The organism is Streptomyces albicerus, from assembly GCF_008905045.1.
In the GTDB taxonomy this organism is placed as follows: domain Bacteria; phylum Actinomycetota; class Actinomycetes; order Streptomycetales; family Streptomycetaceae; genus Streptomyces; species Streptomyces albicerus.
In genome coordinates, this window is the sequence record NZ_VWMY01000020.1 from 1 (window position 1) to 22,757 (window position 22,757).

The following is a 22,757-nucleotide window of genomic DNA, read 5'->3' on the forward strand; positions in this document are numbered from 1 at the left end:
GCACCGCACCCTCTACCAACCCGGGCACCAACAAACAGCCTGACCAAGCCCACAGACCTTGACCAAACAGATAGAAGCACCCCCCCGGAGGATTGGCCGAGCGGTAAGGCACCGGCTTGCTAAGCCGTGGTCAGGGTCTCCCTGCGCGTGTTCGATCCACGCATCCTCCGCGCGACGCTGTCGCTTTGACTTGGCGGGTTTCGAGACGCCGCTTCGCGGCGAGTTTCCCCCACCCGCCCGCCCTTTCAGGGCGGGCTCACCGCGCGGTGCCGGCGGCTTCTCGGGCGGCGGGCTGTGGATGGCAGAGGGAGTCGGCTAGCCGAGCAGCCTCTCCAGCACCACCGCGATGCCGTCCTCCTCGTTGGACAAGGTCACCTCGTCCGCCACAGCCTTGAGTTCCTCGTGGGCGTTGGCCATCGCCACCCCGTATGCCGACCACGCGAACATCGGTATGTCGTTCGGCATGTCGCCGAAGGCGATCGTGTCGGTGGCCTTCACGCCCAGTCGGCGGGCGGCCAGAGACAGGCCCGTGGCCTTCGACAGGCCGAGGGGGAGGATCTCCACGATGCCCTCGCCGGCCATCACGACGCTCACCAGACCCCCCGCTGCCACCCGCGCGGCGGAAGCCAGCTCGTCGTCCGTGAGGTCGGGGCGCTGGATGTACATCTTGGTCAGGGGCGCGGCCCAGAGCTCGGCCACGTCGGTGAACGGGACGGCCTTCAGCTGGCCCTGCACCCGGTAGCCGGGGCCGATCAGGACGTCACCGTCGACGCCGTCACGACTCGCGGCGAGGGCCAGCGGGCCGACCTCCGCCTCGATCTTGGCGAGGGCGAGACCGGCCAGCTGCCGGTCGAGGGTCACCGATGTGAGCAGACGGCGCGCCCCCGCGTCGTACAGCTGCGCGCCCTGACCGCACACCGCGAGCCCCTCGTATCCGAGTTCGTCGAGGATGTGCCGCGTCCAGGGCACCGCCCGGCCGGTGACGACGAGGTGCGCGGCGCCCGCCACGGTGACCGCGGCGAGCGCCTCGCGCGTACGCTCCGAGACCGTGTCGTCGGAGCGCAGCAACGTTCCGTCGAGGTCGGTCGCGACAAGCTTGTAAGGGAAGGACCCGCTCGACCCAGCGGATCCGGTCGACGCGGTCGACCCAGTGGCGCCGGTCACTTGGAGATCGGCTCCAGCACCTCACGGCCGCCCAGATACGGACGCAGCACCTCGGGCACCCGTACGGAGCCGTCGGCCTGCTGGTGGTTCTCCAGGATCGCCACGATCGTGCGCGGTACGGCGCACAGCGTGCCGTTCAGCGTCGCAAGGGGCTGCACCTTCTTGCCGTCGCGCATGCGCACCGAAAGTCGGCGGGCCTGGAAGCCGTCGCAGTTGGAGGCCGACGTCAGCTCGCGGTACTTGCCCTGGGTCGGGATCCACGCCTCGCAGTCGTACTTGCGCGAGGCGGACGCGCCCAGGTCGCCCGATGCCACGTCGATGACCTGGAAGGGCAGCCCGAGGCCGGTCAGCCACTGCTTCTCCCACTCCAGGAGCCGCTTGTGCTCGTTCTCCGCGTCCTCGGGAGCGACGTACGAGAACATCTCGACCTTGTCGAACTGGTGCACACGGAAGATGCCGCGGGTGTCCTTGCCATACGTCCCGGCCTCGCGGCGGAAGCACGGCGAGAAGCCCGCGTAGCGCATCGGCAGCTGGTCGGCGTCGAGGATCTCGTCCATGTGGTACGCCGCGAGCGGGACCTCGGAGGTGCCGACCAGGTAGTAGTCGTCCTTCTCCAGGTGGTACACGTTGTCCGCGGCCTGGCCGAGGAAGCCGGTGCCCTCCATGGCGCGCGGGCGGACCAGCGCCGGGGTCAGCATCGGGACGAAGCCGGCCTCCGTGGCCTGCGCGATCGCCGCGTTGACGAGCGCCAGCTCCAGGAGCGCGCCGACGCCCGTGAGGTAGTAGAAGCGCGAGCCGGACACCTTGGCGCCGCGCTCGACGTCGATGGCGCCCAGTGCCTCGCCGAGCTCCAGGTGGTCCTTGGGCTCGAAGCCCTCGGCACCGAAGTCGCGGATCGTGCCGTGCGTCTCCAGGACGACGAAGTCCTCCTCGCCGCCGACCGGGACGTCGGGGTGCACGAGGTTGCCGAGCTGGAGCAGGAGGCGCTTGGTCTCCTCGTCCGCCTCGTGCTGCTCGGCGTCCGCCGCCTTGACGTCGGCGGCGAGCTGACCTGCCTTCTTCAGCAGCTCGGCCTTCTCGTCGCCCGAGGCCTTGGGGATCAGCTTGCCGAGCGCCCTCTGCTCGGAACGGAGCTTGTCGAAGCGGACGCCGGACGACCTGCGCCGCTCGTCGGCGGAGAGCAGGGTGTCGACGAGGGCGACATCCTCTCCACGGGCGCGCTGGGAGGCGCGAACACGGTCGGGGTCCTCACGGAGCAGGCGAAGGTCAATCACCCCTCAAGGCTACCGGTGCGGTGTTCCGGCCCACGACTCGGTATTCCGATCTGTCGTGTCTGTCACGTTATGGGGGAATTGCCATGTTGTGTCAATGAAAGAAGCTCGGTTCCCTTGAATGGGGCACCCGGGAAGCAGCGGGTTGACTCGATTCCCTTGTGGAGAACGGGACTTGGGAGCGGGGTTGTCCACAGAACTCCACACCTCCGAGAAGTTATCCACAGGCTGTGCGAAAGATCTGTGGACATCGGAAGTGATCATTCTGAATGCCGTGTCCGGGACGGGGAATTCCCGAGCCAAACCCGCCTTACACGCACTTTCGAGTGGAAATGGTTCGCTCTAAGGGATTGGTGCACAGAAACGGGTGGACGAAGGGTGACGTGCCGGGCTGTGGACGCAGATGTGGGTTGTAGGCCGATTTGTCGACTGAGTCGTGCTTCGTTGTCGACTTGTCCCCAGGTCGAGAAGCACCCCTGTGGATAACTTCTGTGGACGAAGACAATCTGCAGGTAGGACTGACTAGAACCGGCCGTCCTGGCAGCGCGCCAGCCAGTCCGAGGCCGCTGCGAACTCGCCGTCCGATGTACCGGCCCGCGGTGCGCTTACGTCCTTGGGGTCGACCTCGGCCCGTGGATAGGACCCGAGATACCGCACCTGCGCACAGACCCGCTTGAGCCCCATCAGCGCCTCGCCCAACCGCCGGTCCGCGATGTGCCCCTCCGCGTCGATGGCGAAGCAGTAGTTGCCGATGCCCTCGCCGGTCGGCCGGGACTGCAGCAGCATCAGGTTGACCCCGCGTCCTGCGAATTCCTGGAGCAGTTCGAGCAGAGCACCCGGGTGGTCGTCGCGCTGCCAGATGACCACGGACGTCTTGTCCGCGCCGGTCGGCGCCGCGGGCCGCGCGGGCTTGCCCACCAGCACGAACCGGGTCTGCGCGTTCTCCGCGTCGTGGATCCCGGTCTCGAGCGCCTCCAGGCCGTACCGTGCCGCCGCGAACTCGCCCGCGAAGGCCGCGTCGTAACGCCCCTCCTGCACGAGGCGGGCGCCGTCCGCGTTGGAGGCCGCCGACTCCCAGATGACGTCCGGGAGGTTGCTCTTCATCCAGTTGCGCACCTGCGGTTGCGCGGCCGGGTGCGCGGTGACCGTCTTGATCTCCGAGAGCTTCGTGCCGGGGCGGGCCAGCAGCGCGAAGGTGATCGAGAGGAGCACCTCACGGTAGATCATCAGCGGCTCACCGACGGCCAGTTCGTCGACCGTCGTGGTGATGCCACCCTCGACGGAGTTCTCGATCGGCACGAACGCGGCCTCGGCCTCGCCGGCCCGGACCGCGTCGAGGGCGGCGGGCACGGACACCATCGGGATGAGCTGCCGGGTGGCCGACTCCGGAAGCGTCCGCAGGGCGACTTCGGTGAAGGTGCCCTCGGGGCCGAGATACGCGTAGCTGGCTGGCATGGCCTCACCCTAATGGGCCTTGCGAAGCCCGGCTCATGCTTCCGGGCCCGGTCGCCTCAGCGGGCGATTCTCACCCCTCCAGCAACTTCTGCCCCACGTACTCCCCCTTCGCCGCCCCGCCCGGCACCGCGAACAGTCCGCTTGCCTCGTGCCGGATGAACGTGGAGAGCGCGTCACCGCGGTCGAGCTTGCGCTGCACCGGGACGAAGCCGCGCAGCGGGTCGGCCTGCCAGCAGACGAAGAGCAGGCCCGCGTCCGGTACACCGTCGGCGTCGAAGCCGTCGTGGAAGGAGAACGGCCTGCGGAGCATCGCGGCGCCGCCGTTCTCGTCGGGCCGGGTGATGCGGGCGTGCGCGTTGATGGGGACGACCAGCTTGCCGTCGGCGTCGGTCTTCTCCAGGTCCATCTCGGTCGTCTCGGTGCCGCCGGACAGCGGTGCCCCGTCCGACTTCCGGCGCCCGATCACGTCCTCCTGGTCCTTGACCGAGAGCTTCTCCCAGTCGTCGAGGAGCATCCGGATGCGGCGTACGACGGCGTACGAGCCGCCGGCCATCCACGACGGGTCGCCCGCGTCGGGTACGAAGATCCGCTGGTCGAAGTCGGACTCCGACGGCTTGGGATTGCGTGTGCCGTCGATCTGTCCCATCAGGTTGCGGGCCGTCATCGGGTGGGAGGTGGCGCCGGGCGAGCGGTTGAAGCCGTTCATCTGCCAGCGCACCCTGGCCGCCTGCCCCGCGTCCTTCTGGATCGCGCGCAGGGCGTGGAAGGCGACCAGGGCGTCGTTCGCGCCGATCTGCACCCACAGATCGCCGTTGCTGCGCGCCTTGTCGAGGTGGTCCGAGGAGAAGTCGGGCAGCGGGTCGAGGGCGATCGGGCGCTGCTTCTCCAGTCCCGTACGGGCGAAGAAACTGTGGCCGAAGCCGAAGGTGACCGTGAGGGACGAGGGCCCGGCGTCGCGTGCCACGTCCGTGTCGCCGTTCGCGGCCGCCTCGCCCGCCATCAGGCGCTGGGCGGTCGCCGACCAGCGTCGCAGCAGGGCGGCCGCCTCCTTCCGGCCCGCGCCCGCCGCCAGGTCGAAGGCGACGAGGTGGCCGCGGGCCTGCAGGGCGGTCGTGATGCCGGGCTGATGTTTCCCGTGAAACATCACCTCGTCCGCGCCGAGCGAGGTGAGGGGCGCGGTCTGGTCGGAGGGCGCGGCGGCATACCCGGCCGCCCCGCCCGCAGCGCCGAGCGCGAGCCCGGTGGCACCGGCGGTACCGAGCAGACGGCGCCGCGAAATGGCCCCCTTGGGAGAGGCCTCCTGCGATTCCTGAGAAACGGCCTCCCCAAGGGGCCCGTTTCCGGAAGAAGCTTTCTTGGGGGAGGCCTTTTGGGCCGGGGCTCCCTGGGAGGCACCCCCCTGACCAAGGGCCCCTTCGCCAGCGGCACTCGAAGACGTAGCGGTACTCGAAGACGAAGCGGTACCTGAAGACTTCGAGGTGCCTGAAGACTTGGAGGTACCCGAGGGCGACGTCTCCGGAGTGGACTGTTCAGCCATGGTGTCGTTCAGCCGATCTGCGCGTTCTTGTCCACGGTCACCTGGTCGATGTCGGAGGTCCGCACGGTGACCGCGACATTCCAGTTGCCCGCCATAGGGATCTGCACCCCGTTCGCCGTCCAGTGCCCGGTGGCGATGCGGTCGGGGACCACGGGCAGCGGCCCGATGTCCTTCGACTCGAGGGTGAAGGCGACCTTGACCTCGGGGATGTCGAAGGCCCTGCCGTTCGGTCGCTCCACGAAGACGTGCATTTCGTTGCCGCCGACGCGGGCCGGGTCGATTTCGACGCGGGCGATGCCCTTGCCGTCCTGGCCGCCCGTGTCGAAGGGGATGTCCAGGGACAGTGCCGCACCGGGCTCCTGCGAGGTGGCGGTGGCGGCCTTCGCGTCCTCCTCCGTGCGCCCCGGCTCCGTGGAGGTCAGTACGGTCGTGACGGCCAGCAGGACCACCGCGACGCCCGCCTCGGCGAGCACCGAGCGGCGCAGGCCCGAGCGGAGCGGGTCGGCGTCCCGGAGGCGCTTCTCGCGCGTGGTGGCCACCGCGGCCCGCTGCCGGGCCAGTTGGGCGGCCCGCTTGCTGTCCCCGCCGCCCGCCCGTACGGCGGCCGGCTCCTTCTCGGCTTTGCGGTCGTCCTTCGCCGAGGCAGCGGACGAGGCCGTCACTGAAGCCTTCGCCGAGGCCTTCACGGTCTCCGCGGCGGGTGCCTGCGACAACTGCGTGGTCCAGCGCCGCGAGATCCACGCGATGCCGACCAGGACGACCACCAGGCCGACCTTGACCAGGAGCAACTGCCCGTACGACGTCCCCGTGAGCGCCGACCAGGAGCCGACCTGCCGCCACGACTGGTAGATCCCGGTCGCGATCAGTACGGCCACGCTGCCGAACGCGAGGCGGGAGAAGCGGCGTACGGCGGACGGTTCGAGGGACGGCGCGCGGTAGAGGGCCATGAGCAGCGTCGACAGACCGCCGAGCCAGACGGCGACGGCGAGCAGATGCAGCACGTCGACGGGCATCGCGATCCCTGTCTGGATGCCGGTCGAGGCGTGCTCGGCCATCGCCCAGGTCGCGGCAAGACCTGCCGCCACGACGAACCCTCCGATGGCCAGCCCGAAGGTCAGATCGCCCTTCTCCTTGTCGTCGTCGCGCTTCTCATACGCTCCGAAGAGCACGGCGATGAACAGCGCGGCCGCGGCGAGCAGCAGCAGCCGCGAGACCAGGGCCGCACCCGTCTTGGTCTGCAGCACCTGACTGAGCAGGGTCAGGTCGAAGATGTCCCCGACCTTCCCCGAGCCGGTGTACGAGCCGCGCAGCAGCAGCATGGCGAGCGTGGCCCCGGTCAGCGCGAGCCATCCCGAGACCACGAGCCGCTGCACCGGCCGCACGCCGGCGCCCCGCTGCCAGCAGGCCAGCACGAAGGCCGCGCCGCCGACCAGGAGAACGAATCCCGCGTACGAGACATAGCGTGCGAATCCATAGAGTCCGCCTACGACTCCGCCGCCCGCCTCCTGGTCGGACACGGCGACGGAGGTCTTCGAGGGTGCTCCGATGGAGAAGGTGAAGGCCCCGGAGACGGGGTGGCTGTCCGCCGACACCACCTGGTAGGTGACGGTGAACGTGCCGTCGGGCAGGCCCGAGTGCAGCTTCACGGCGTATGTGTTCGTGCCCTGTTCGGACGTCTTGCCGGCGTCGACGCGCTCGCCCTTGGGGTCGAGCACGCGGACCGAGCCGTCGGACATCGCGACCTTCTCGGAGAAGGTGAGCGACACCTGGGAGGGCGCCTCGTCGACCACCGCTCCCTGCTGGGGGTCGCTCCCGGTCAGCGCGGCGTGCGCGGAGACGGGCACGGCCCCGGCGAGGAGCGCGCCGGTGACGGCGAGGAGCAGCAACAGCAGCGTCCGGACGCGGGGAGCGATGGCCTGACTCAACGGTGGTCCCTCCCTCAGTGGTGCGACTTCGTGGACGATTGCGGAGACGACTTCGTGGCCGCCGCCGGCCGGTAGGTGGCGGACTTCACCGGCATCTCGACCTTGATCGCCTCGGACTTCGTGAAGTGCAGCTCCAGGGACACCTTCTCGCCCTCCTTCGGCTTGCGCTTCAGCTTCTCGAACATGAGGTGGTTGCCGCCGCTCTCTAGGGCGAGCTTGCCGTGGGCCGGGATGTCGAGGGCCTTGACCTCCGTCATCGACTGCCCGGATGTCGCGTGGAGCGTGACCTCGCCGGCGATGTCGCTGGTGACGGAGGACAACCTGTCGTCGGCCCCGCTGTCGTTGGCGATGACGAGGAAACCGGCCGCCATGGAGTCCGAGACCGGCTGCGGCATGTAGGCCGAGCCGACGGACAGTTCGGGCCCCGACTTGCCGGAGTCCGAGTCGCCGCAGCCCGCCAGGGTGAGGGCCGCCGCCATGACGAGGGCACCCGCGGACGCCGTACGACGGGTCACGGCTTCTCGCCCTTGATCAGCTTGGGCAGGTCCTTGGTGTAGTCGTCGACGGTGGCGTCCTCGCCGTACAGCACGTAACCGCCGTCGGTCTTCGGGGAGAAGGCGATGACCTGCGTGCCGTGCATCGAGGTGACCTTGCCGTTCTTCTCCTTCTTCGGCGCCTCGATGGTGATGCCGAGCGTCCGGGCACCCCCCTGGATCGTCGCGAAGGAGCCGGTCAGGCCGACGACATCCGGGTCGATGCCCTTGAGCCACTTGCCGAGCGCGGCGGGGGTGTCCCGCTCCGGGTCGGTGGTGACGAACACGATCTGCAGCGAGTCCTTCTCGGCCTGGGACAACTGCTTGTCCTGGGCCAGCTGCTTCTTGGCGACCGCGACGTTGTTCATCGTCAGCGGGCAGATGTCGGGGCAGTTGGTGTAGCCGAAGTAGATCAGCGTCGGCTTGCCCTTGGTCGCCGCGCGGAGGTCGTACTTCTTGCCCTGCGTGTCGGTGAGGACGAGGTCCGGCTTCTCGAACGGCTTGTCGAGGACCGTCGCGGCCTTGTCGGAACCGGCCTCGGCGGACACCTCGGCGACGGCGTTGCCGCTGTCGGCGTCACCGCTGCCGCAGGCGGAGAGGGTCAGAGCGGCCGCGGCGAACAGGGCGGCGACGGCGTATGTCTTCTTGCGCATAGAAAAATGTCCCAGATGTGAGAGCTCCGGCCCGCACCGGGGTCGTACGAGACCGTACGACCCCACGACGCGCGCCAGAGGAGTGCTTGGGCCTCAGGCGTTGGTACGTCGACGACCGGCGAGGACGCCGTACGCCACGCCCGCCACGCCGACGACGATGCCCACGATGCCCAGCACGCGGGCCGTGGTGTCGCTGCTGTCGGAGGACGCGGCCTCGGTGTTCGAGCTGTTGGCGGCGGCCTGCGCGTCGTCGGCCTCTTCGGAGTCGTCGGATGCGGAGTCGGCGGACCCGTGGTGGTCGTCCTCGGCGGCGGACAGCGCGAGTACCGGGGCGGGCGCCTCGGGCTCCTCCTCCCCCTCCTTCGGGATCTCGATCCAGCGCACGACCTCCTTGTTGGAGTACGTCTGGATCGCCTTGAACACCAGCTCGTCGGTGTCCTCGGGCAGGGCGCCGATGGAGAGCGGGAACTTCTCGAAGTATCCGGGCTGGATGCCCTTGCCGTCGGCGGTCCAGGTCACCTTGGTGACGGCCTCGTTGATCTTCTCGCCGTGCAGTTCGAGGGGCTTGTCGAGCTTGGACTTGGTGACCTTGACGGTCCAGCCGTCGACGGCCTGCGGCATGACCGAGGCGAGCGGGTGGTCCGTCGGGAAGTTGATCTCGAGCTTGGTGGTCGAGGCGTTGTCGCGCTCGTTCGGCACCTTGAAGTTGACCGTCGCGTAACCGCCCTTGGCGGCCGTGCCCTCGGGCTGCACGCTGACATGTGCGAACGCGGGGCCGGACAGGACGAGGACGGCGGAGGCGGCGACGACACCGGTCGCGGCGATACGGGAAGCCTTCATGGAAGGGAACACTCCACTTTCAGCACTGGTTCGGTGAAAGAACGGGGTTGCGCGTGCGAGAAGACGGGCACGCGCGCGTGCCGCACGACGGCACCCCCAGGAGTGATGGATCCAGGAGTGGTGCGTCGCGTCAGGCGGCGAGGACGAGGGCCTCGCCGGCCGGCGGGCCGCGCCGGACGACCGAGTGCCGAAGAGCGGTCGTACGCGGGACCGGTGGCGCGTACTCAGTGGCGTGCGGTGCGCGTGGCGCGTCCTGGGACGTACCCGGGAGGCCCGCCAGCAGGGCGCGTACGAGCGCCAGGGCCCCGCGCAGGGAGGCGAGCGCCCCTTCGACCACACCGTTTGCCGAGAGCCGCAGGAGGCGCCGCAGCGCGATGTCCCCACGGCGCAGCAGCCATCCGGTGGTGACGGCCGCGAGAACGTGGGTGAGGAGCATGGGCAGTGACGGCAGCACGGACGCCGAGGATCCGGCTGCGGTGGACAGAGCGCCCGCGGAGTCGTGCATGGCGTGAGCCGTGCTTCCCGTCGCGCCCGTCCCGCTCGTGTCGAGCCGTGCGTCGGCGAGGATCCGCTGCGCCTGGGCGGGGCTGAGCGTCGCGACGGACGCGCCGCACACCAGTCGCGCGGCCCGCGCCACGAGTGAGGCGTCCACGCTTCCGGACGCCGTCGCCGCCGTGCCGTGCTGACCGAGCCCGAAGAGCGTGTGCAGCACGGTCTGGCCGACCGCGAGCAGTACGGCGATGCCCGGCAGCGAGCGCTCACGCCCGGCGAGCGGTGCCGCGACGGCGAAGACGGCGAGGAATCCGGCACCGAGCGACCACGGCGGAACCGTGTCGCAGGAGGCGATCGCATGACCGGCCGCGGCCAGCACGACACAGACCGCGGTGAACACCGCGGCCCTCAGAACCCGGAGATCACCTCCGGTGCGCGCGGGCCGGTGGGGGGCAGTCATGGCGGGCTCATCATCGCACTGGGCTCACCCGCTCCATACGGCAGGTCCACAAGATGACGTACGGACCGGAAGATCATGTTCTGGCCCGAGTCGCCCACACATACACCGGCCGATGGCGGCGGCACATCCCCCGAATGGGCGGCATCACGTCAACAGCACGCTTACATCCCGCGCCCCGCGGCAATACGTAACGGTATGTCGAGCCGCGGCCAGGAGGCTGGAGCATGAGCATCTGGTGGTCCCTCCATCTCCGGCGTGAGGCGGCGAGCGTGCCGCTCGCCCGGCGCCTGCTGCTCGGCACGATGGAGTCGGCGGGGGTGGATCCGGATATTTCCTACGATCTCTCCGTCGCGCTGAGCGAGGCCTGCGCCAACGCCGTCGAGCACGGGGGTGACTCCGTCCGTGGGGAGCCCGCCGAGGCCTACCGGGTCACGGCCTATCTGGACGGCGAGAAGTGCCGTATCGAAGTGGCCGATTCCGGACCTGGGTTCCCGTCCGGCCGAGGTCGTGCCCCTGTCCGGCCCGTCCACAGCGATGCCGAGCACGGCCGGGGCCTGTGTCTGATCCAGGAGCTCGCCGACCACGTCCACATCGGCAACAAGCCGGGCCGGGGCGGAGCGGTGGTCAGCTTCGACAAGATGCTCAAGTGGCGCGAGGACACGCCGCTGGTGGCCACGTAACGGGTCTCCTGGGGAGGGTGTTTGCCCGCCGGCTTCAGCTCTCCCAGCGTCCTCAGCGTCCTCAGCGTCCCCCACGTCGCTGACGGGTGGCGTCCCTAACTTTCCCGGCATGACGGGAAAGCACAAAGACACGAGCATCACCCGGCGCCGCGCGATCACGGTCACCGGAGGCACGGTCGCGGCCGGCGGGCTCGCGATCACCGGTTACCGGTCCGCCTTCGCCGACGAGACGGCCGCCACGACCACGGAGACGAGCGTCGCGAGCGCGTCCGCCGGTGCGAGCAGCGGCACCTGCGTCCTGATGTCCAGCGTCACCGAAGGCCCGTACTACCTGGACGGCGCCCTCGTGCGGAAGGACATCACCGAGGGCAAGAGCGGCGTCCCGCTGACACTGCGCATCACTGTGCAGGACACCACCGAGTCCTGCTCCCCGGTCGCGGGCGCGGCCGTGGAGATCTGGCACTGCGACGCCTGGGGCTACTACTCCGGCTACACGACGGCCAACCCCGGCGGCTCCGCGCCCGCCGAGAGCGAGGACGGCTCGACCGCCGACGACAAGACGTATCTGCGCGGCTACCAGATCGCCAACGCCAACGGGGTCGTCAAGTTCGAGACGATCGTTCCCGGCTGGTACACGCCGCGGACCTGCCACATCCACGTGAAGGTGCACACTGGCGGCGCGAAGGAGGACGGCACGTACGAGGGCGGCAAGGTCAACTACACCGGCCAGCTCTTCTTCGACGACGACGTCGCCGAGCAGATCTTCGAACTGGAGCCGTACGCGCAGCACACCGGCACCTGGACCAAGCTCGACGACGACATGGTCTACGACGGCGGAGGCGCCGCCGGCGGTCTGCTCACCCTGAAGCCCGTGCACAAGAAGGACCCCGCCAAGGGCTACAAGGGGTACATCACCCTCGGCATCGACCCGGACGCCGAGAACACCGGCGCGGGCGGCGGCGGTGGTGGTGATGGCGGTACGCCCCCGAGCGGCGCGCCCAGTGATGTCCCCAGCGACGCTCCGAGCGCGTCGGCTTCCGCGTCCACCTCCTCCTCGTAAACGTTTACGTCGATGAGCAGGAGCGAGGACGAGACGCTGGCGCAGGCCGCCGTAACCGCGCTGACCGGGCAGCTGGCGCTGGCTCCCAAGCCCGGACTGCCCGACCCGCGCGATCTCGGCGCCCGCGCGACCGGACGGGACCACTGCTCCCTGCGCTGGTCGGCGAAGGCCCTGGCGCCCGGGCTCGCGGCCATGGCGGCCGCCGCCCGCCGCACCGGCTCGCCGACGCCGGAACTCCGGGCGGAACTCGGTGCGATCGGCCGGTCCACCGAGCACTCGGTGGCCCTCGCGGGCGGCGGCCACCGAGGGGCCCTGTGGGTGCTCGGCCTGCTGGTCGCCGCGGCGGCACTGGAACCCTGCGCCACGGGCCGCGACCTCGCCGCGACCGGCAAGCGGATCGCGGCGCACCCCGACCGGAGGGCGCCGCGACGGCCATCCCGTGGTTCGTCGGTCTCCGCGCAGTACGGCGCGGCAGGGGCGAGGGGTGAGGCCCGGGCCGGATTCCCGCACGTACGGCGGGCGTTGGACACCCTGGCCGCGGCCCGCTCGGCGGGCGCCCCCGAGCCCTGCGCCCGGCTCGACGCTCTGCTGACCGTCATGTCGACGCTCCAGGACACGGAGTTGCTCCACACGGCGGGCCCACACGGGCTGCGGCACGTCCAGGCGGGCGCCCGCGGGGTCCTCGCAGCGGGCGGTACGGCCGCCGCGGCGGGCCGCGCGGCCCTGGCCGCTCTCGACGACGACCTCCACGCGCGCGCGTGGAGCCCCCGCGGAAGCAGTGGTCTGCTCGCGGGGGCCCTGTTCCTGGACTCGCTTCCGGTGAGGGTCAGTTCACCGGCACTGGCCGCATGACCCGAGGTGCGGCGGCGGGCCGGCTGTCGGTCGCCCACCGCACCGCCGGCCCCATCGCGCACGAGGCCGCCAGCATCAGACCGCCGAGCAGCAGCCAGCCCGGGGTGCCCCATCCCACGAGCAGTGCCGTCAGGACCAGCGGCCCCGCGGTCCTCGCCACCGTCACGCCCGTACCGAAGAAGCCCTGGTACTCGCCCACCCGGTCGGCGGGGGCGAGGTCGAAGGAGAGCTGCCAGGAACCCGCAGACTGCTGCATCTCGGCGACGACCTGGAGCACCGCGCCCGCGATCAGCACGCCCACCGCCACCCAGGACGACACCCCGCCCGACAGCGCGAACACCGCGCACGACGCCAGCATCACGAACCCCGAACGCCGCACCGCGCGCGTCGCCGACGCGGGCCCCGTCACCCCACGCGCCATCCGCACCTGGAAGAGCATCACCGCACCGGTGTTCAGCACGAACAGCGCGGAGACCAGCCACGCCGGCGCCTCGGTCCGCTCGGCGATCCACAGCGGGATGCCCAGGCTCAGCAGCGGCATCCGCAGCAGCAGCACGGTGTTGAGGAGCGTGACGAGGGCATACGGGCGGTCGCGCAGCACTCCGAGGGCATCGCCCCGGCCGCCCCGTCCGCGCCTCTGACCGACGCCTACGCGCGCGTGCACCGGCGTCACGACCGGCAGCCGCAACAGCACCGCCGCGCACAGCAGGAAGCTCACCGCGTCCAGCGCGAACACCCCGAGGTAGGCCGCCCGCGTCCCCAGGTGCAGCGCGAGTCCGCCGAGCCCCGCCCCCACCGCGAGACCGGCGTTGAGCGTCGACTGAAGGTGCGCGAGCAGCCCTGTCCGCTCCTCCCGGGACACCAGCCCGGCCAGCAGCGCCTGCCGTGCCGCCGCGAGCCCCGACTGCGCGGACGCGTACGCGCACGCCGCGAGCACGAACGGCACGAAGCCGCGTACGACGAGGAAGGACGCCACCGCAAAGCTGGTCGCGAGCGCCAGCAGCACCGCCGTGCCGCGCGCCCCGCGCCGGTCGGCGAGCCGCCCCAGCGGCACCCCCACCACCGACCCGACCGCCCACGCGACCGTGAGCCCGAGCCCCACGCGCGCGGGGGCGAGCCCGACGACATGGGTGAAGTAGAGGGCGGACGTGACGTAGTAGGCGCCGTCCCCGACGGAGTTGCTCAACTGGGCCAGAGCCAGGACGCGCCGCGGGCCCGCGGGCGGGAAAAGGCGGCTCGTCTTCGCGAGGGCTGCGGCCGGTGCGACTCGGTTCGTCATGGGTACGACGCTACGAGCGATGCGGACCCCTCAACAGGGCCAATTTACAAGCCCTTTTGTGGCCCAATTTCACTGCGGGCATCCGTCGTGGGCCTGCGAGGACTTCGGTCTCAGGCTCTGTCCAGCACCCGCCCCAACACCTCCAGCGTCTCCGGATAGACACGCTCGCGAGGCGTCCCGTAACCCACCACGAGCCCTTGCGGCCGCCCGTCACCCGCCGTGTGCCAGTGCTCCCCGAGGTTCCCCACCGCGAGCCCCTCCTCGGCGGCCCGCGCCAGCACGGCACCCTCGTCCACCACGTCGATCAGCGCGTGCAGACCCGCCGCGATGCCCCGCACACCCCGACGCGTGCCCAGCCGGTCGAGCAGCTGGTCCCGGCGCCGCCGGTACCGCAGCCGGCACGCGCGTACGTGCCGGTCGTACGCGTGGCTGTTGATCAGCTCGGCGAGCGCCAACTGGCCGATGGACTCGGTGTGATGGTCGCTGTGCAGCTTGGCGTCGGCGATCGCGTCGACGAGGTGCGGCGGCAGCACCATCCAGCCGAGCCGCAGCGCGGGCCCGAGCGTCTTGGACGCCGTCCCCAGGTAGACCACGTGCCCGGGTGCCATCCCCTGGAGGGCGCCCACGGGCTGCCGGTCGTAACGGAACTCCCCGTCGTAGTCGTCCTCGACGATCAGCCCTCCACGCGCGCGTGCCCAGTCCGTGAGCGCCCGCCGCCGCTCCGGGTGCAGCGTCACCCCGGTCGGGTACTGGTGCGCGGGCGTGACGACGACGGCCGCCGCGTCAGCCAACCCCCGTACGGAAGCACCCCGTTCGTCGACCTCTACAGGGGCCACGGTCCCGCCGTTGTGCCGGACCACGTCCCGGTGGAAGGGCAGCCCGGGGTCCTCCATGGCGATCACACCGGCGTTCAGCACGCGCGTGAGGAGCGCGAGGCCCTGCACATACCCGGACGTGACCACGATCCGCTCGGGCGGCGCGATCACCCCGCGTGCCCGCCCCAGATACCCCGACAAGGCCGTACGCAGCTCGATCCGGCCGCGCGGGTCCCCGTAGTCGTACGCCAAGGAGGGGGCGCTCGCGATCGCCCGCCGCAGCGCCCGCAGCCAGGCCGCCGCCGGGAACGTACCGACGTCGGGGCTCCCCGGCCGCAGATCGAGACGGGGTGCACGCGCGTGTGTGGATGTTTCCGGCGCATCCGCGTTCAGCGAGGGCAGTGGGGCGACCTGGGTGCCGGACCCCTGCCGCGCGGTGAGATATCCCTCGGCGACCAGCTGGTCGTACGCCGCTTTGGCCGTCCCCCGCGAGATCCCCAGCTCGGCCGCGAGCCGCCGCGTCGCCGGCAACCGCGACCCGGGTGCCAGCCGTCCGTCCCGTACGGCATCGCGCAACGCCCGCTCGAGCCCGGCGCGGCGCCCGTCGGCAGCGTCGGGTTCAAGATGGAGGTCGACCCCGACACCGGCCCAGAACACGTCCACCGATCAGCTCCCCCGAGTAGAACGCGCCTCTTCTTTCAGAGGCGCGGGGCCGTGGCCTTGCAGGGCTCCGCGCCTTGTGGGCGCGACGAGCCACAGAACACCCGCAGACGAAAATGGCCGGGCACCCCTCTGGTACCCGGCCATCAGCTCCGTATCAGCCCTTCAGCGAAGCCATCCACGCCTCGACCTCGTCGGAGCGGCGCGGCAGCCCTGCCGAGAGGTTCCGGTTGCCGTCCTCGGTCACCAGGATGTCGTCCTCGATCCGCACCCCGATGCCTCGGTACTCCTCCGGCACGGTCAGATCGTCCGCCTGGAAGTACAGCCCCGGCTCGACCGTCAGGCACATACCCGGCTCCAGCGTGCCGTCCACGTACGTCTCCGTCCTCGCGGCCGCGCAGTCGTGGACGTCCATGCCGAGCATGTGGCCGGTGCCGTGCAGCGTCCAGCGGCGCTGCAGCCCCAGCTCCAGAACACGCTCGACCGGGCCCTCGACGAGCCCCCACTCGACAAGCCTCTCGGCCAGCACGCGCTGCGCGGCGTCGTGGAAGTCGCGGTACTTGGCGCCCGGCTGCACGGCCGCGATACCGGCCTCCTGGGCCTCGTACACGGCGTCGTAGATCTTCTTCTGGATCTCGCTGTACGTGCCGTTGATCGGCAGCGTGCGCGTGACGTCGGCGGTGTAGAGCGTGTGCGTCTCCACGCCCGCGTCCAGCAGAAGCAGGTCCCCGGAGCGCACGGGACCGTCGTTGCGCACCCAGTGCAGCGTGCACGCGTGCGGCCCGGCGGCGCAGATCGAGCCGTATCCGACGTCGTTGCCCTCGACCCGTGCGCGCAGGAAGAACGTGCCCTCGATGTAGCGCTCGGACGTGGCTTCGGCCTTGTCGAGGACCTTCACCACGTCCTCGAAACCGCGGACCGTCGAGTCCACGGCCTTCTGCAGCTCGCCGGCCTCGAACTCGTCCTTGACCAGCCGCGCCTCGGAGAGGAAGACGCGCAGCTCATCGTCGCGTTCGGCGGTCACCTTGTCGGTGAGCGCCGTCTCGATGCCGGCGTCGTAGCCGCGTACGACCCGGACCGGGCCGGTCGCCTCGCGCAGCTTGTCGGCGAGCTCGCGGACGTCGGAGGCCGGGATGCCGTAGAGCTGCTCGGCCTCGGTCAGGGAGTGGCGGCGGCCGACCCAGAGCTCGCCCTGGCCGGAGAGCCAGAACTCGCCGTTCTCGCGGTCGGAGCGCGGCAGCAGGTAGATCGTGGCCTTGTGCCCGGCCGCGGTGGGCTCCATGACGAGGACGCCGTCCTCGGTCAGGTTGCCGGTCAGGTACGCGTACTCGACCGACGCGCGGAAGGGGTACTCCGTGTCGTTCGAGCGGGTCTTCAGGTTGCCCGCCGGGATCACCAGGCGATCGCCCGGGAAGCGCGCGGAGAGCGCGGCACGGCGGGCGGCGGTGTACTCGGCCTGCGGGATCGGCTCCAGGCCGTGCAGTTCGGTGTCGGCCCAGCCGGACTTCATGCTCTCGGCCAGCTCGTCGGACACGCCCGGGTACAGGCCGTTCTTGCGCTGCTTGATCGGCTTCTCTTCGTCCGCCTGGTCGGCGGCATCGTCAAGCACAGCTTCCGGGGTCTCCGGGTTGAGCGCCTCCGACACGGTCTGCCTCCTAGATACGACTCTGGACGCCCTCCATCGTACGGTCGTACGGAAGGGCGCCCAGGGCCGGAAGACCCCTTACGAGGGGCTCACTCGAAGCGGGCCGCGAGGAGCACCACGTCCTCCTCGCTGTCGGCGGTGTCGAGCCCGTCCGGCAGGACACTCCGCAGGACGTGATCGGCGACCGCGCCCGGGTCCGTGCGCAGCGCCCTGGGCACACTCGCGGCGGCCGCGTGCAGCCGCGCGAAGGCCCGGTCCATGGGGTCGCCGGTGCGGTGCAGCAGCCCGTCCGTGTACAGCAGAACCGTCTCTCCGGCCGCCGCCTCGAACTCCACGCTGGGCGCCTCCCAGCAGGCGAGCATCCCCAGGGGCGCCGACAGCGACGTCTCGACGAACTCCGTGCGGCGCTCGCCGATCACCAGCGGCGGGCTGTGTCCGGCCCCCGCCAGCGTGATCTTGCGCAGCGCGGGCTCGCAGTACGCGAACAGAGCGGTGGCGGAGCGGGCGGGCTCGGTCAGCCGCAGCAGCAGTTCGAGGTCGGACAGGACGGCGACGGGGTCCTCGCCCTCCATCACGGCGTACGCCCGCAGGGAGGCCCGCAGGCGTCCCATCGCGGCGACCGCGCTGGGCCCCGACCCGGTGACGGACCCGACCGCGAGGCCGAGCGCGGCGTCCGGCAGCGGCAGGGCGTCGTACCAGTCGCCGCCGCCGCGCGGCCCCGTGCGGTGCCGTGCGGCGAGCTGGACGCCGGAGACCCGGGGCAGTCGTGAGGGGAGCAGCTCCTCGGAGATGGTCGCCATGCACGCGCGCGTGCGGTCCAGTTCCACCAGCCGGGCCAAGTGCTCGGCCGCGTAGCGGGCGTACAGGCCGACGAGGTGCCGCTGGCGCTCGACGGGTTCGGCGGGCTCGTCGTAGAGCCACACGGCGGCGCCCAGGCGGCCCGCCGCGTCCGTGGACAGCGGCAGCGCGTAGCTCGCGGCGTAGCCGAGCCGGGCGGCGACCTCGCGGTGGCGCGGGTCGAGCCCGTCCTCGGAGAGGAGATCGGGCTGGGCGATCTCGCCCTCGCCCCCGGGGAGTCCGTCGAGGATCTTCCCGTACGACATGGAGCTGCGCGGGACGGTCTCGATGTGGCCGAGATCGGCGCGGGCGAGTCCCAGGCCGATGGTCGTGTCCGGGCCGAGTCCGTCGCCCGGTTCCAGGACTACGAGACCGCGCTGGGCGCCCACGAGGGCGGCTCCGGCGCGCAGCAGTTCCTGGAGTGCGTCCGCCAGCGATGCGGTGCGGGCCAGGCGCTCGGTGAGTTCGTGCAGAGTGGTGAGATCGGAGACCCAACCTGCGAGTCTGTCCTGGAGAACGGCCCCGGGGGCATGCGGAGAAGTGGCCGAAGAGGTACCCGTGGTGGCACGTGTCGGCGCGACAGTGTGTGTGGGCGCTGGAACCGTTGAATCGATTCCGGCCACTTTCGGGAGGTGAGGGGCGTTCATGGCGTCCGGCTTTCCGACCGGTGCGTATTGCTCGATAGCATCGCAAACCCCCATGTCATTCTGCGCCGCTAGCAGTGTCTCCACATGTACACGCACTCGTGAGGGGATGTCCAGCATTGTCCTGCTGGGATTCCTGGTGTCCGTGGGACTGTTGCGGAAATGCAAAGTTGGCTTAAAACTGACTCGAGTCTCGGTGTATTGAGGTCGACTGGCCTTGTTCGACGGAGCGTCACAGCGGTCGTGATGGGTACGTACTCGGTGAAGGCCAGGGGTGGTTGGGCTCGTCCCGGAACCTGGCGACGGACCCGGGCGTCTTAACCACCGATGACCGTGCCCCATCCTCCCGTGGCGGAGGCGGCGAGAAATACGCGGGACGGCAAACGCCAGGCGCCGCCACCCCACGCCATGCCCGTGCTTTTGACAGACGCAGTATGGACGCGGACGCAGCCAATGCTCGGCCCATAGGGGTTCCCCTTGTCTCCGACAGGGGTGTGATGCGCCAGTAGGTACGCACAGTGAAGTGATCGACACATGGTGTGATGTGGTCCTCGGTGTTGCCAGGCGTGCAACGGAAAGGAACGAGCGCTCATGCGCGAGATCCTCGGAAGGCGACGCAGGCTCCTGTCCAAACGAAACGGCGGGAAGTCTGAGATGCTCAGCGCGGCCCTGACCTTCGCGACCGCATGGCAGTGGCCTGTGCTCCCGGGTGTGGCACCGGACCCGCAGGGGCGGGCCCGATGCGCGTGCCCCGACCCGGAGTGCACGGTGCCCGGTGCCCACCCCTTCGACCCCGGCCTGCTCGCGGCCACCACCGACGAGCGCATGGTGCGCTGGTGGTGGACGAACCGCCCCTCGGCGCCGATCGTCCTCGCCACCGGTGACAAGGCCCCCTGCGCGGTGAGCCTGCCGGCCCTCGCCGCCTCCCGCGCGCTCCTCGCGCTCGACCACATGGGGATGCGTCTCGGTCCCGTGATCGCGTCCCCGACGCGCTGGGCGCTGCTCGTGAAGCCGTACTCCCTGGAGCAGTTGGGCGAGCTGCTCTACGCCAAGGACTACGTGCCGGGCTCGCTGCGTTTCCACGGCGAGGGCGGCTATGTGGCGCTGCCCCCGTCCGAGACCGGCCTGGGCCAGATCCGCTGGGAGCGGGCTCCGCTGCCCGGCTCGGCCGCCCCCTGGGTGCCCGATGTGGAAGCCGTGGTGGACGCCGTGGTGGAGGCCCTCACCCGTACGGGTGTGAGCGCCCCCGAGTTGTAGGCGAATCGGGCGCGCGGCGAACGGCGCGCCCGCCCTCGCTCGTTATCGTCCCTTTTATGAACCTTCGCCTGTTGGCGCTGGCAGGCGTCGTCGCGCTCACGGTCGCGCTGCCGCTGGCCGTGGCCTCCGCGGGACCTGTGGGCGGCGGGGATCCCGCGACCGCACGTACCTCCGATGGCGCCGCACGTGCCTCGGGTGCGCGTACCTCCGACGAAGCGCCCGCCGCCGGTCGCGCCGATGCCAAGGCGCCCGAGCCGCGTCCCACGGCGTCCAAGAGCCCGTCCAGGAGCCCCCTGACGCTCGACCTGGGCCTTGTCACGACCGCCCGCTGCGGCCCCGAACTCGCGTCCCCGGACGGCATCGAGGCGCAGACCTGTGTGCTGACGCAGGGACCGGACACCTGGGCGCGTACGTACTACCGCAACGCGACCGGCGACGCTCTCTCGTCCGTGCTGACCCTCATGGGACCCGACGGCCGCACCGTGCGGATGCACTGCGCGATGGGCGCGGACGACGAGCCGGGGGCGTGCGAGACACCGCGGGAGCGCACGGCGAAAGACGCGCGGGCGTACACGGCGGTCGCGGAGTTCGCGGAGGGTTCAGGTGGACCGCTGTTGCTGCGCTCGGGGAGCAACTCACCTGCGCAGACTGCGGGTTGAGGCTTCCGCCGACGGCGGGTCCGGATTCGGGAACGAAAAGACCCGGTTGCTGGCGACGGGGGATGCACCAGCAACCGGGCTACTGGAACGGTAACAAGAGATCGGCGGTTCGCAAATTCGATCTCGGCTATTCGGACACCGATTCTCCTGTCAGAACAGGGAGTTGTGACAGGAGTCACCTGGTCCGTGCACCTGTCGGCCGGCTGACCGGTTGGTCAGCCGAGCCCGGGCGTTCGCTGTGCCTCAGCTGAGCGTGACCTGCCGGTTGGTGAGACCGCCGCGCGCCCTGCGCTCGTCCGCGGTGAGCGGCGCGTCCGAGGCCAGCGCGTCGGCGAGCCGCTCGGCGAACTCGGCCGCCGGCTTCTCGATGTCCTCCGCGGTGACGCCGGTCGGCAGGTCCCAGACCGGCACCGTGAGGCCGTGGGCACGGAAGGAGCCCACGAGGCGGGTGCCTTCCCCGAGACTCGAACGGCCTGCCGCGTGCAGCCGCGCGAGTGCGTCCAGAAGCTGCTCCTCGGGGTGCGGCATGACCCAGCGCAGGTGGTTCTTGTCCGGGGTCTCGCACCAGTACGCCGCGTCGACGCCGGAGAGCTTCACCGTCGGGATGGCGGCCGCGTTCGCCCGCTCCAGGGAAGCGGTCACCTCCGTGGTCGCGTTCTGCGCGTCCGGAACCCAGAATTCGAAGCCCGCGTGCACAACTGGCTCGAACGCGCCTTCGGGGTCGAGGAGATCCTGCAGCCGCGGTCCGTCGGCCGGAGCGCGGCGGCCCTGGACCGGCGTGCCGGGCTCCGCGGTGAGCGCGCGCCGGAGCGTGTCGGCCAGGTCGCGGCTGATGTCGCCGGACGCGGTGTCGTTCTGCAGGCCGATCATGACCGAGCCGTCGTCGCGGCGCAGCGCGGGCCACGCCATCGGCAGCACCGTGGCGAGCGTGACCGAAGGGACGCCCTCCGGGAGGGGCTCCTTGAGATGCAGCTCGACGGTGGCCGCCGGCACGAGCTCGCGCAGCGCGACCCAGTCGGCCTCGCCCGGCAGCCCCTCGAAGGGGCGGTGCACCAGCTCGGTCACCGCGTGTGCGGCGGCCCGTCCGTGACAGGCCTTGTAACGGCGGCCGCTGCCGCACGGGCAGGGCTCGCGCGCCCCTACCACCGGGATTTCTCCATCCGTCAGCTGAGGCTGCTTGGCCTTCGTCTGGGGTCGCTTCTTGGCCATCGTGGATGTCTCCCGGTTACGGCTCGACTCGTACGGGCGCGAGCCTAGTCGCTCGTACGAGGACCCACGGGGACCCTGTGGACAACGTGCCGAGTCGTCCCGGACGCCGTGCTCCGGTTCGTCCGGGAACCGGCGCTTCGGTGTGCTTCGGTCCGCTTCGGTCCAGGCCGTCTCGGTCTGCTTCAGTCCAGGTCGTCGAAGGCGTCCCCGAAGTCCAGGTCGGGTATCGCGGACACCGACGGGGCCGTGACACGGGCGGCGAAGTCGTCGCGGCGGTGCCCGGCGTGCACGTCCTTGTGCACGACGACCCATACCGTGACCTCGCCGCGGGCGTCGTCCCGGACGCCCCAGTCGTCGGCCAGCGCCGTGATGATGTTCAGCCCGCGGCCGCCGTGCGCGGTGACCGAGGGCGTGGCCGGAACCGGACGGGTCGGACCACCGCCGTCCGTCACCTCGACCGTGAGCCTGCCGCTCGGATCGACGCGCCATGCGGCCCGGACGTCACCGTCCCCCGCCAGGGCGTCGCCCAGCGGCCTGCCGTGCCGACAGGCATTGCTGAGTAGTTCGGAAAGGATCAGTACGGCATCGTCGATGACCGTTTCCGCCACACCGCCGGTGCGCAGCTGAGCCCGCATCCGGTGTCTTGCTTCCCCCACGCCCGCAGGGCCATGGGGTACGGCCATGCTCGACGACGTGGGCACCTCCTGTGCCACCACCAACGCCACCCCCGAGACCTCCTTCGCCCCACGCCACGGTGTGAATGCCCCCCTGGACTGGACCGGAAACCGGCCAATGCACGTGCAGTGACGCACTCGTAACGATCGAATACG

Annotated in this window: 20 protein-coding genes and 1 tRNA gene; 6 read left to right on the forward strand and 15 right to left on the reverse strand. The window is 70.7% G+C overall.

Annotated elements, in window-relative coordinates; genetic code table 11:
- The first annotated feature begins 86 nt into the window (after nt 1-86).
- A tRNA-Ser gene (locus GAS53_RS19095) sits at nt 87-170 on the forward strand.
- A 145-nt stretch (nt 171-315) separates the two neighbouring features.
- Here the strand turns inward: GAS53_RS19095 and GAS53_RS19100 are convergent.
- From GAS53_RS19100 to GAS53_RS19140, 9 genes are all read right to left on the reverse strand, one after another.
- A complete protein-coding gene (locus GAS53_RS19100) occupies nt 316-1,164 on the reverse strand; it encodes an HAD family hydrolase (protein WP_151478845.1) in 849 nt (282 codons plus the stop codon).
- A complete protein-coding gene (gene serS / locus GAS53_RS19105) occupies nt 1,161-2,438 on the reverse strand; it encodes a serine--tRNA ligase (RefSeq protein WP_151478846.1) in 1,278 nt (425 codons plus the stop codon). Before serS ends, GAS53_RS19100 begins: the two co-directional genes overlap by 4 nt.
- A 519-nt stretch (nt 2,439-2,957) precedes the next feature.
- On the reverse strand, nt 2,958-3,890 hold the full coding sequence (gene pheA / locus GAS53_RS19110; protein WP_151478847.1) for a prephenate dehydratase: 933 nt from the start codon (nt 3,888-3,890) through the stop codon (nt 2,958-2,960).
- A gap of 70 nt (nt 3,891-3,960) precedes the next feature.
- On the reverse strand, nt 3,961-5,427 hold the full coding sequence (efeB, locus tag GAS53_RS19115; RefSeq protein ID WP_225858994.1) for an iron uptake transporter deferrochelatase/peroxidase subunit: 1,467 nt from the start codon (nt 5,425-5,427) through the stop codon (nt 3,961-3,963).
- A gap of 8 nt (nt 5,428-5,435) precedes the next feature.
- Nucleotides 5,436-7,352, reverse strand: a complete 1,917-nt coding sequence (locus GAS53_RS19120) for a copper resistance CopC/CopD family protein (protein ID WP_151478848.1) — start codon at nt 7,350-7,352, stop codon at nt 5,436-5,438.
- Nucleotides 7,353-7,366: 14 nt separating this feature from the next.
- Nucleotides 7,367-7,831 (reverse strand): copper chaperone PCu(A)C, encoded by a 465-nt coding sequence (locus tag GAS53_RS19125; RefSeq protein ID WP_151478985.1) that lies wholly within the window; start codon nt 7,829-7,831, stop codon nt 7,367-7,369.
- Between the two features lie 32 nt (nt 7,832-7,863).
- Nucleotides 7,864-8,538, reverse strand: a complete 675-nt coding sequence (locus tag GAS53_RS19130) for an SCO family protein (RefSeq protein WP_151478849.1) — start codon at nt 8,536-8,538, stop codon at nt 7,864-7,866.
- 93 nt (nt 8,539-8,631) lie between these two features.
- Nucleotides 8,632-9,378 (reverse strand): YcnI family copper-binding membrane protein, encoded by a 747-nt coding sequence (locus GAS53_RS19135; RefSeq protein WP_151478850.1) that lies wholly within the window; start codon nt 9,376-9,378, stop codon nt 8,632-8,634.
- A 130-nt stretch (nt 9,379-9,508) separates the two neighbouring features.
- Nucleotides 9,509-10,330: a hypothetical protein gene (locus GAS53_RS19140; RefSeq protein WP_151478851.1), complete on the reverse strand. Its 822-nt coding sequence runs from the start codon at nt 10,328-10,330 to the stop codon at nt 9,509-9,511.
- Between the two features lie 224 nt (nt 10,331-10,554).
- Between GAS53_RS19140 and GAS53_RS19145 the strand changes: the two genes are divergently transcribed.
- From GAS53_RS19145 to GAS53_RS19155, 3 genes are all read left to right on the forward strand, one after another.
- Nucleotides 10,555-11,010: an ATP-binding protein gene (locus tag GAS53_RS19145; protein WP_151478852.1), complete on the forward strand. Its 456-nt coding sequence runs from the start codon at nt 10,555-10,557 to the stop codon at nt 11,008-11,010.
- Between the two features lie 109 nt (nt 11,011-11,119).
- Entirely contained in the window at nt 11,120-12,070 is a 951-nt protein-coding gene (locus GAS53_RS19150) for an intradiol ring-cleavage dioxygenase (RefSeq protein WP_151478853.1), read from the forward strand.
- 12 nt (nt 12,071-12,082) lie between these two features.
- Nucleotides 12,083-12,922 carry a triphosphoribosyl-dephospho-CoA synthase gene (locus GAS53_RS19155; protein WP_151478854.1) on the forward strand — a complete coding sequence of 280 codons (840 nt, stop codon included), beginning with the start codon at nt 12,083-12,085 and terminating at the stop codon, nt 12,920-12,922.
- On the opposite strand, the gene GAS53_RS19160 is transcribed toward GAS53_RS19155, so the two are convergent.
- The 4 genes from GAS53_RS19160 to GAS53_RS19175 all read right to left on the reverse strand — a co-directional run bounded on the left by GAS53_RS19160 (nt 12,897) and on the right by GAS53_RS19175 (nt 18,922).
- Nucleotides 12,897-14,201, reverse strand: a complete 1,305-nt coding sequence (locus GAS53_RS19160; protein ID WP_151478855.1) for an MFS transporter — start codon at nt 14,199-14,201, stop codon at nt 12,897-12,899. The two genes, GAS53_RS19155 and GAS53_RS19160, sit on opposite strands and share 26 nt — an antisense overlap.
- A 110-nt stretch (nt 14,202-14,311) precedes the next feature.
- Nucleotides 14,312-15,679 (reverse strand): MocR-like pyridoxine biosynthesis transcription factor PdxR, encoded by a 1,368-nt coding sequence (gene pdxR / locus GAS53_RS19165; RefSeq protein ID WP_151478856.1) that lies wholly within the window; start codon nt 15,677-15,679, stop codon nt 14,312-14,314.
- Between the two features lie 154 nt (nt 15,680-15,833).
- On the reverse strand, nt 15,834-17,321 hold the full coding sequence (locus GAS53_RS19170) for an aminopeptidase P family protein (RefSeq protein ID WP_151478857.1): 1,488 nt from the start codon (nt 17,319-17,321) through the stop codon (nt 15,834-15,836).
- Nucleotides 17,322-17,410: 89 nt separating this feature from the next.
- Nucleotides 17,411-18,922, reverse strand: a complete 1,512-nt coding sequence (locus GAS53_RS19175; RefSeq protein WP_151478858.1) for a PP2C family protein-serine/threonine phosphatase — start codon at nt 18,920-18,922, stop codon at nt 17,411-17,413.
- 471 nt (nt 18,923-19,393) lie between these two features.
- Between GAS53_RS19175 and GAS53_RS19180 the strand changes: the two genes are divergently transcribed.
- The gene (locus GAS53_RS19180) at nt 19,394-20,059 is read left to right on the forward strand and encodes a bifunctional DNA primase/polymerase (RefSeq protein ID WP_151478859.1); all 666 of its coding nucleotides are present in this window, start codon (nt 19,394-19,396) and stop codon (nt 20,057-20,059) included.
- 56 nt (nt 20,060-20,115) lie between these two features.
- Entirely contained in the window at nt 20,116-20,718 is a 603-nt protein-coding gene (locus tag GAS53_RS19185) for a hypothetical protein (RefSeq protein WP_151478860.1), read from the forward strand.
- Nucleotides 20,719-20,961: 243 nt separating this feature from the next.
- Here the strand turns inward: GAS53_RS19185 and GAS53_RS19190 are convergent, their stop codons facing one another.
- Together GAS53_RS19190 and GAS53_RS19195 are read right to left on the reverse strand one after the other, a co-directional pair.
- On the reverse strand, nt 20,962-21,927 hold the full coding sequence (locus GAS53_RS19190) for a DUF5926 family protein (RefSeq protein WP_151478861.1): 966 nt from the start codon (nt 21,925-21,927) through the stop codon (nt 20,962-20,964).
- A gap of 182 nt (nt 21,928-22,109) precedes the next feature.
- Nucleotides 22,110-22,652, reverse strand: a complete 543-nt coding sequence (locus GAS53_RS19195; protein WP_225858995.1) for an ATP-binding protein — start codon at nt 22,650-22,652, stop codon at nt 22,110-22,112.
- Between the last annotated feature and the right edge of the window lie 105 nt (nt 22,653-22,757).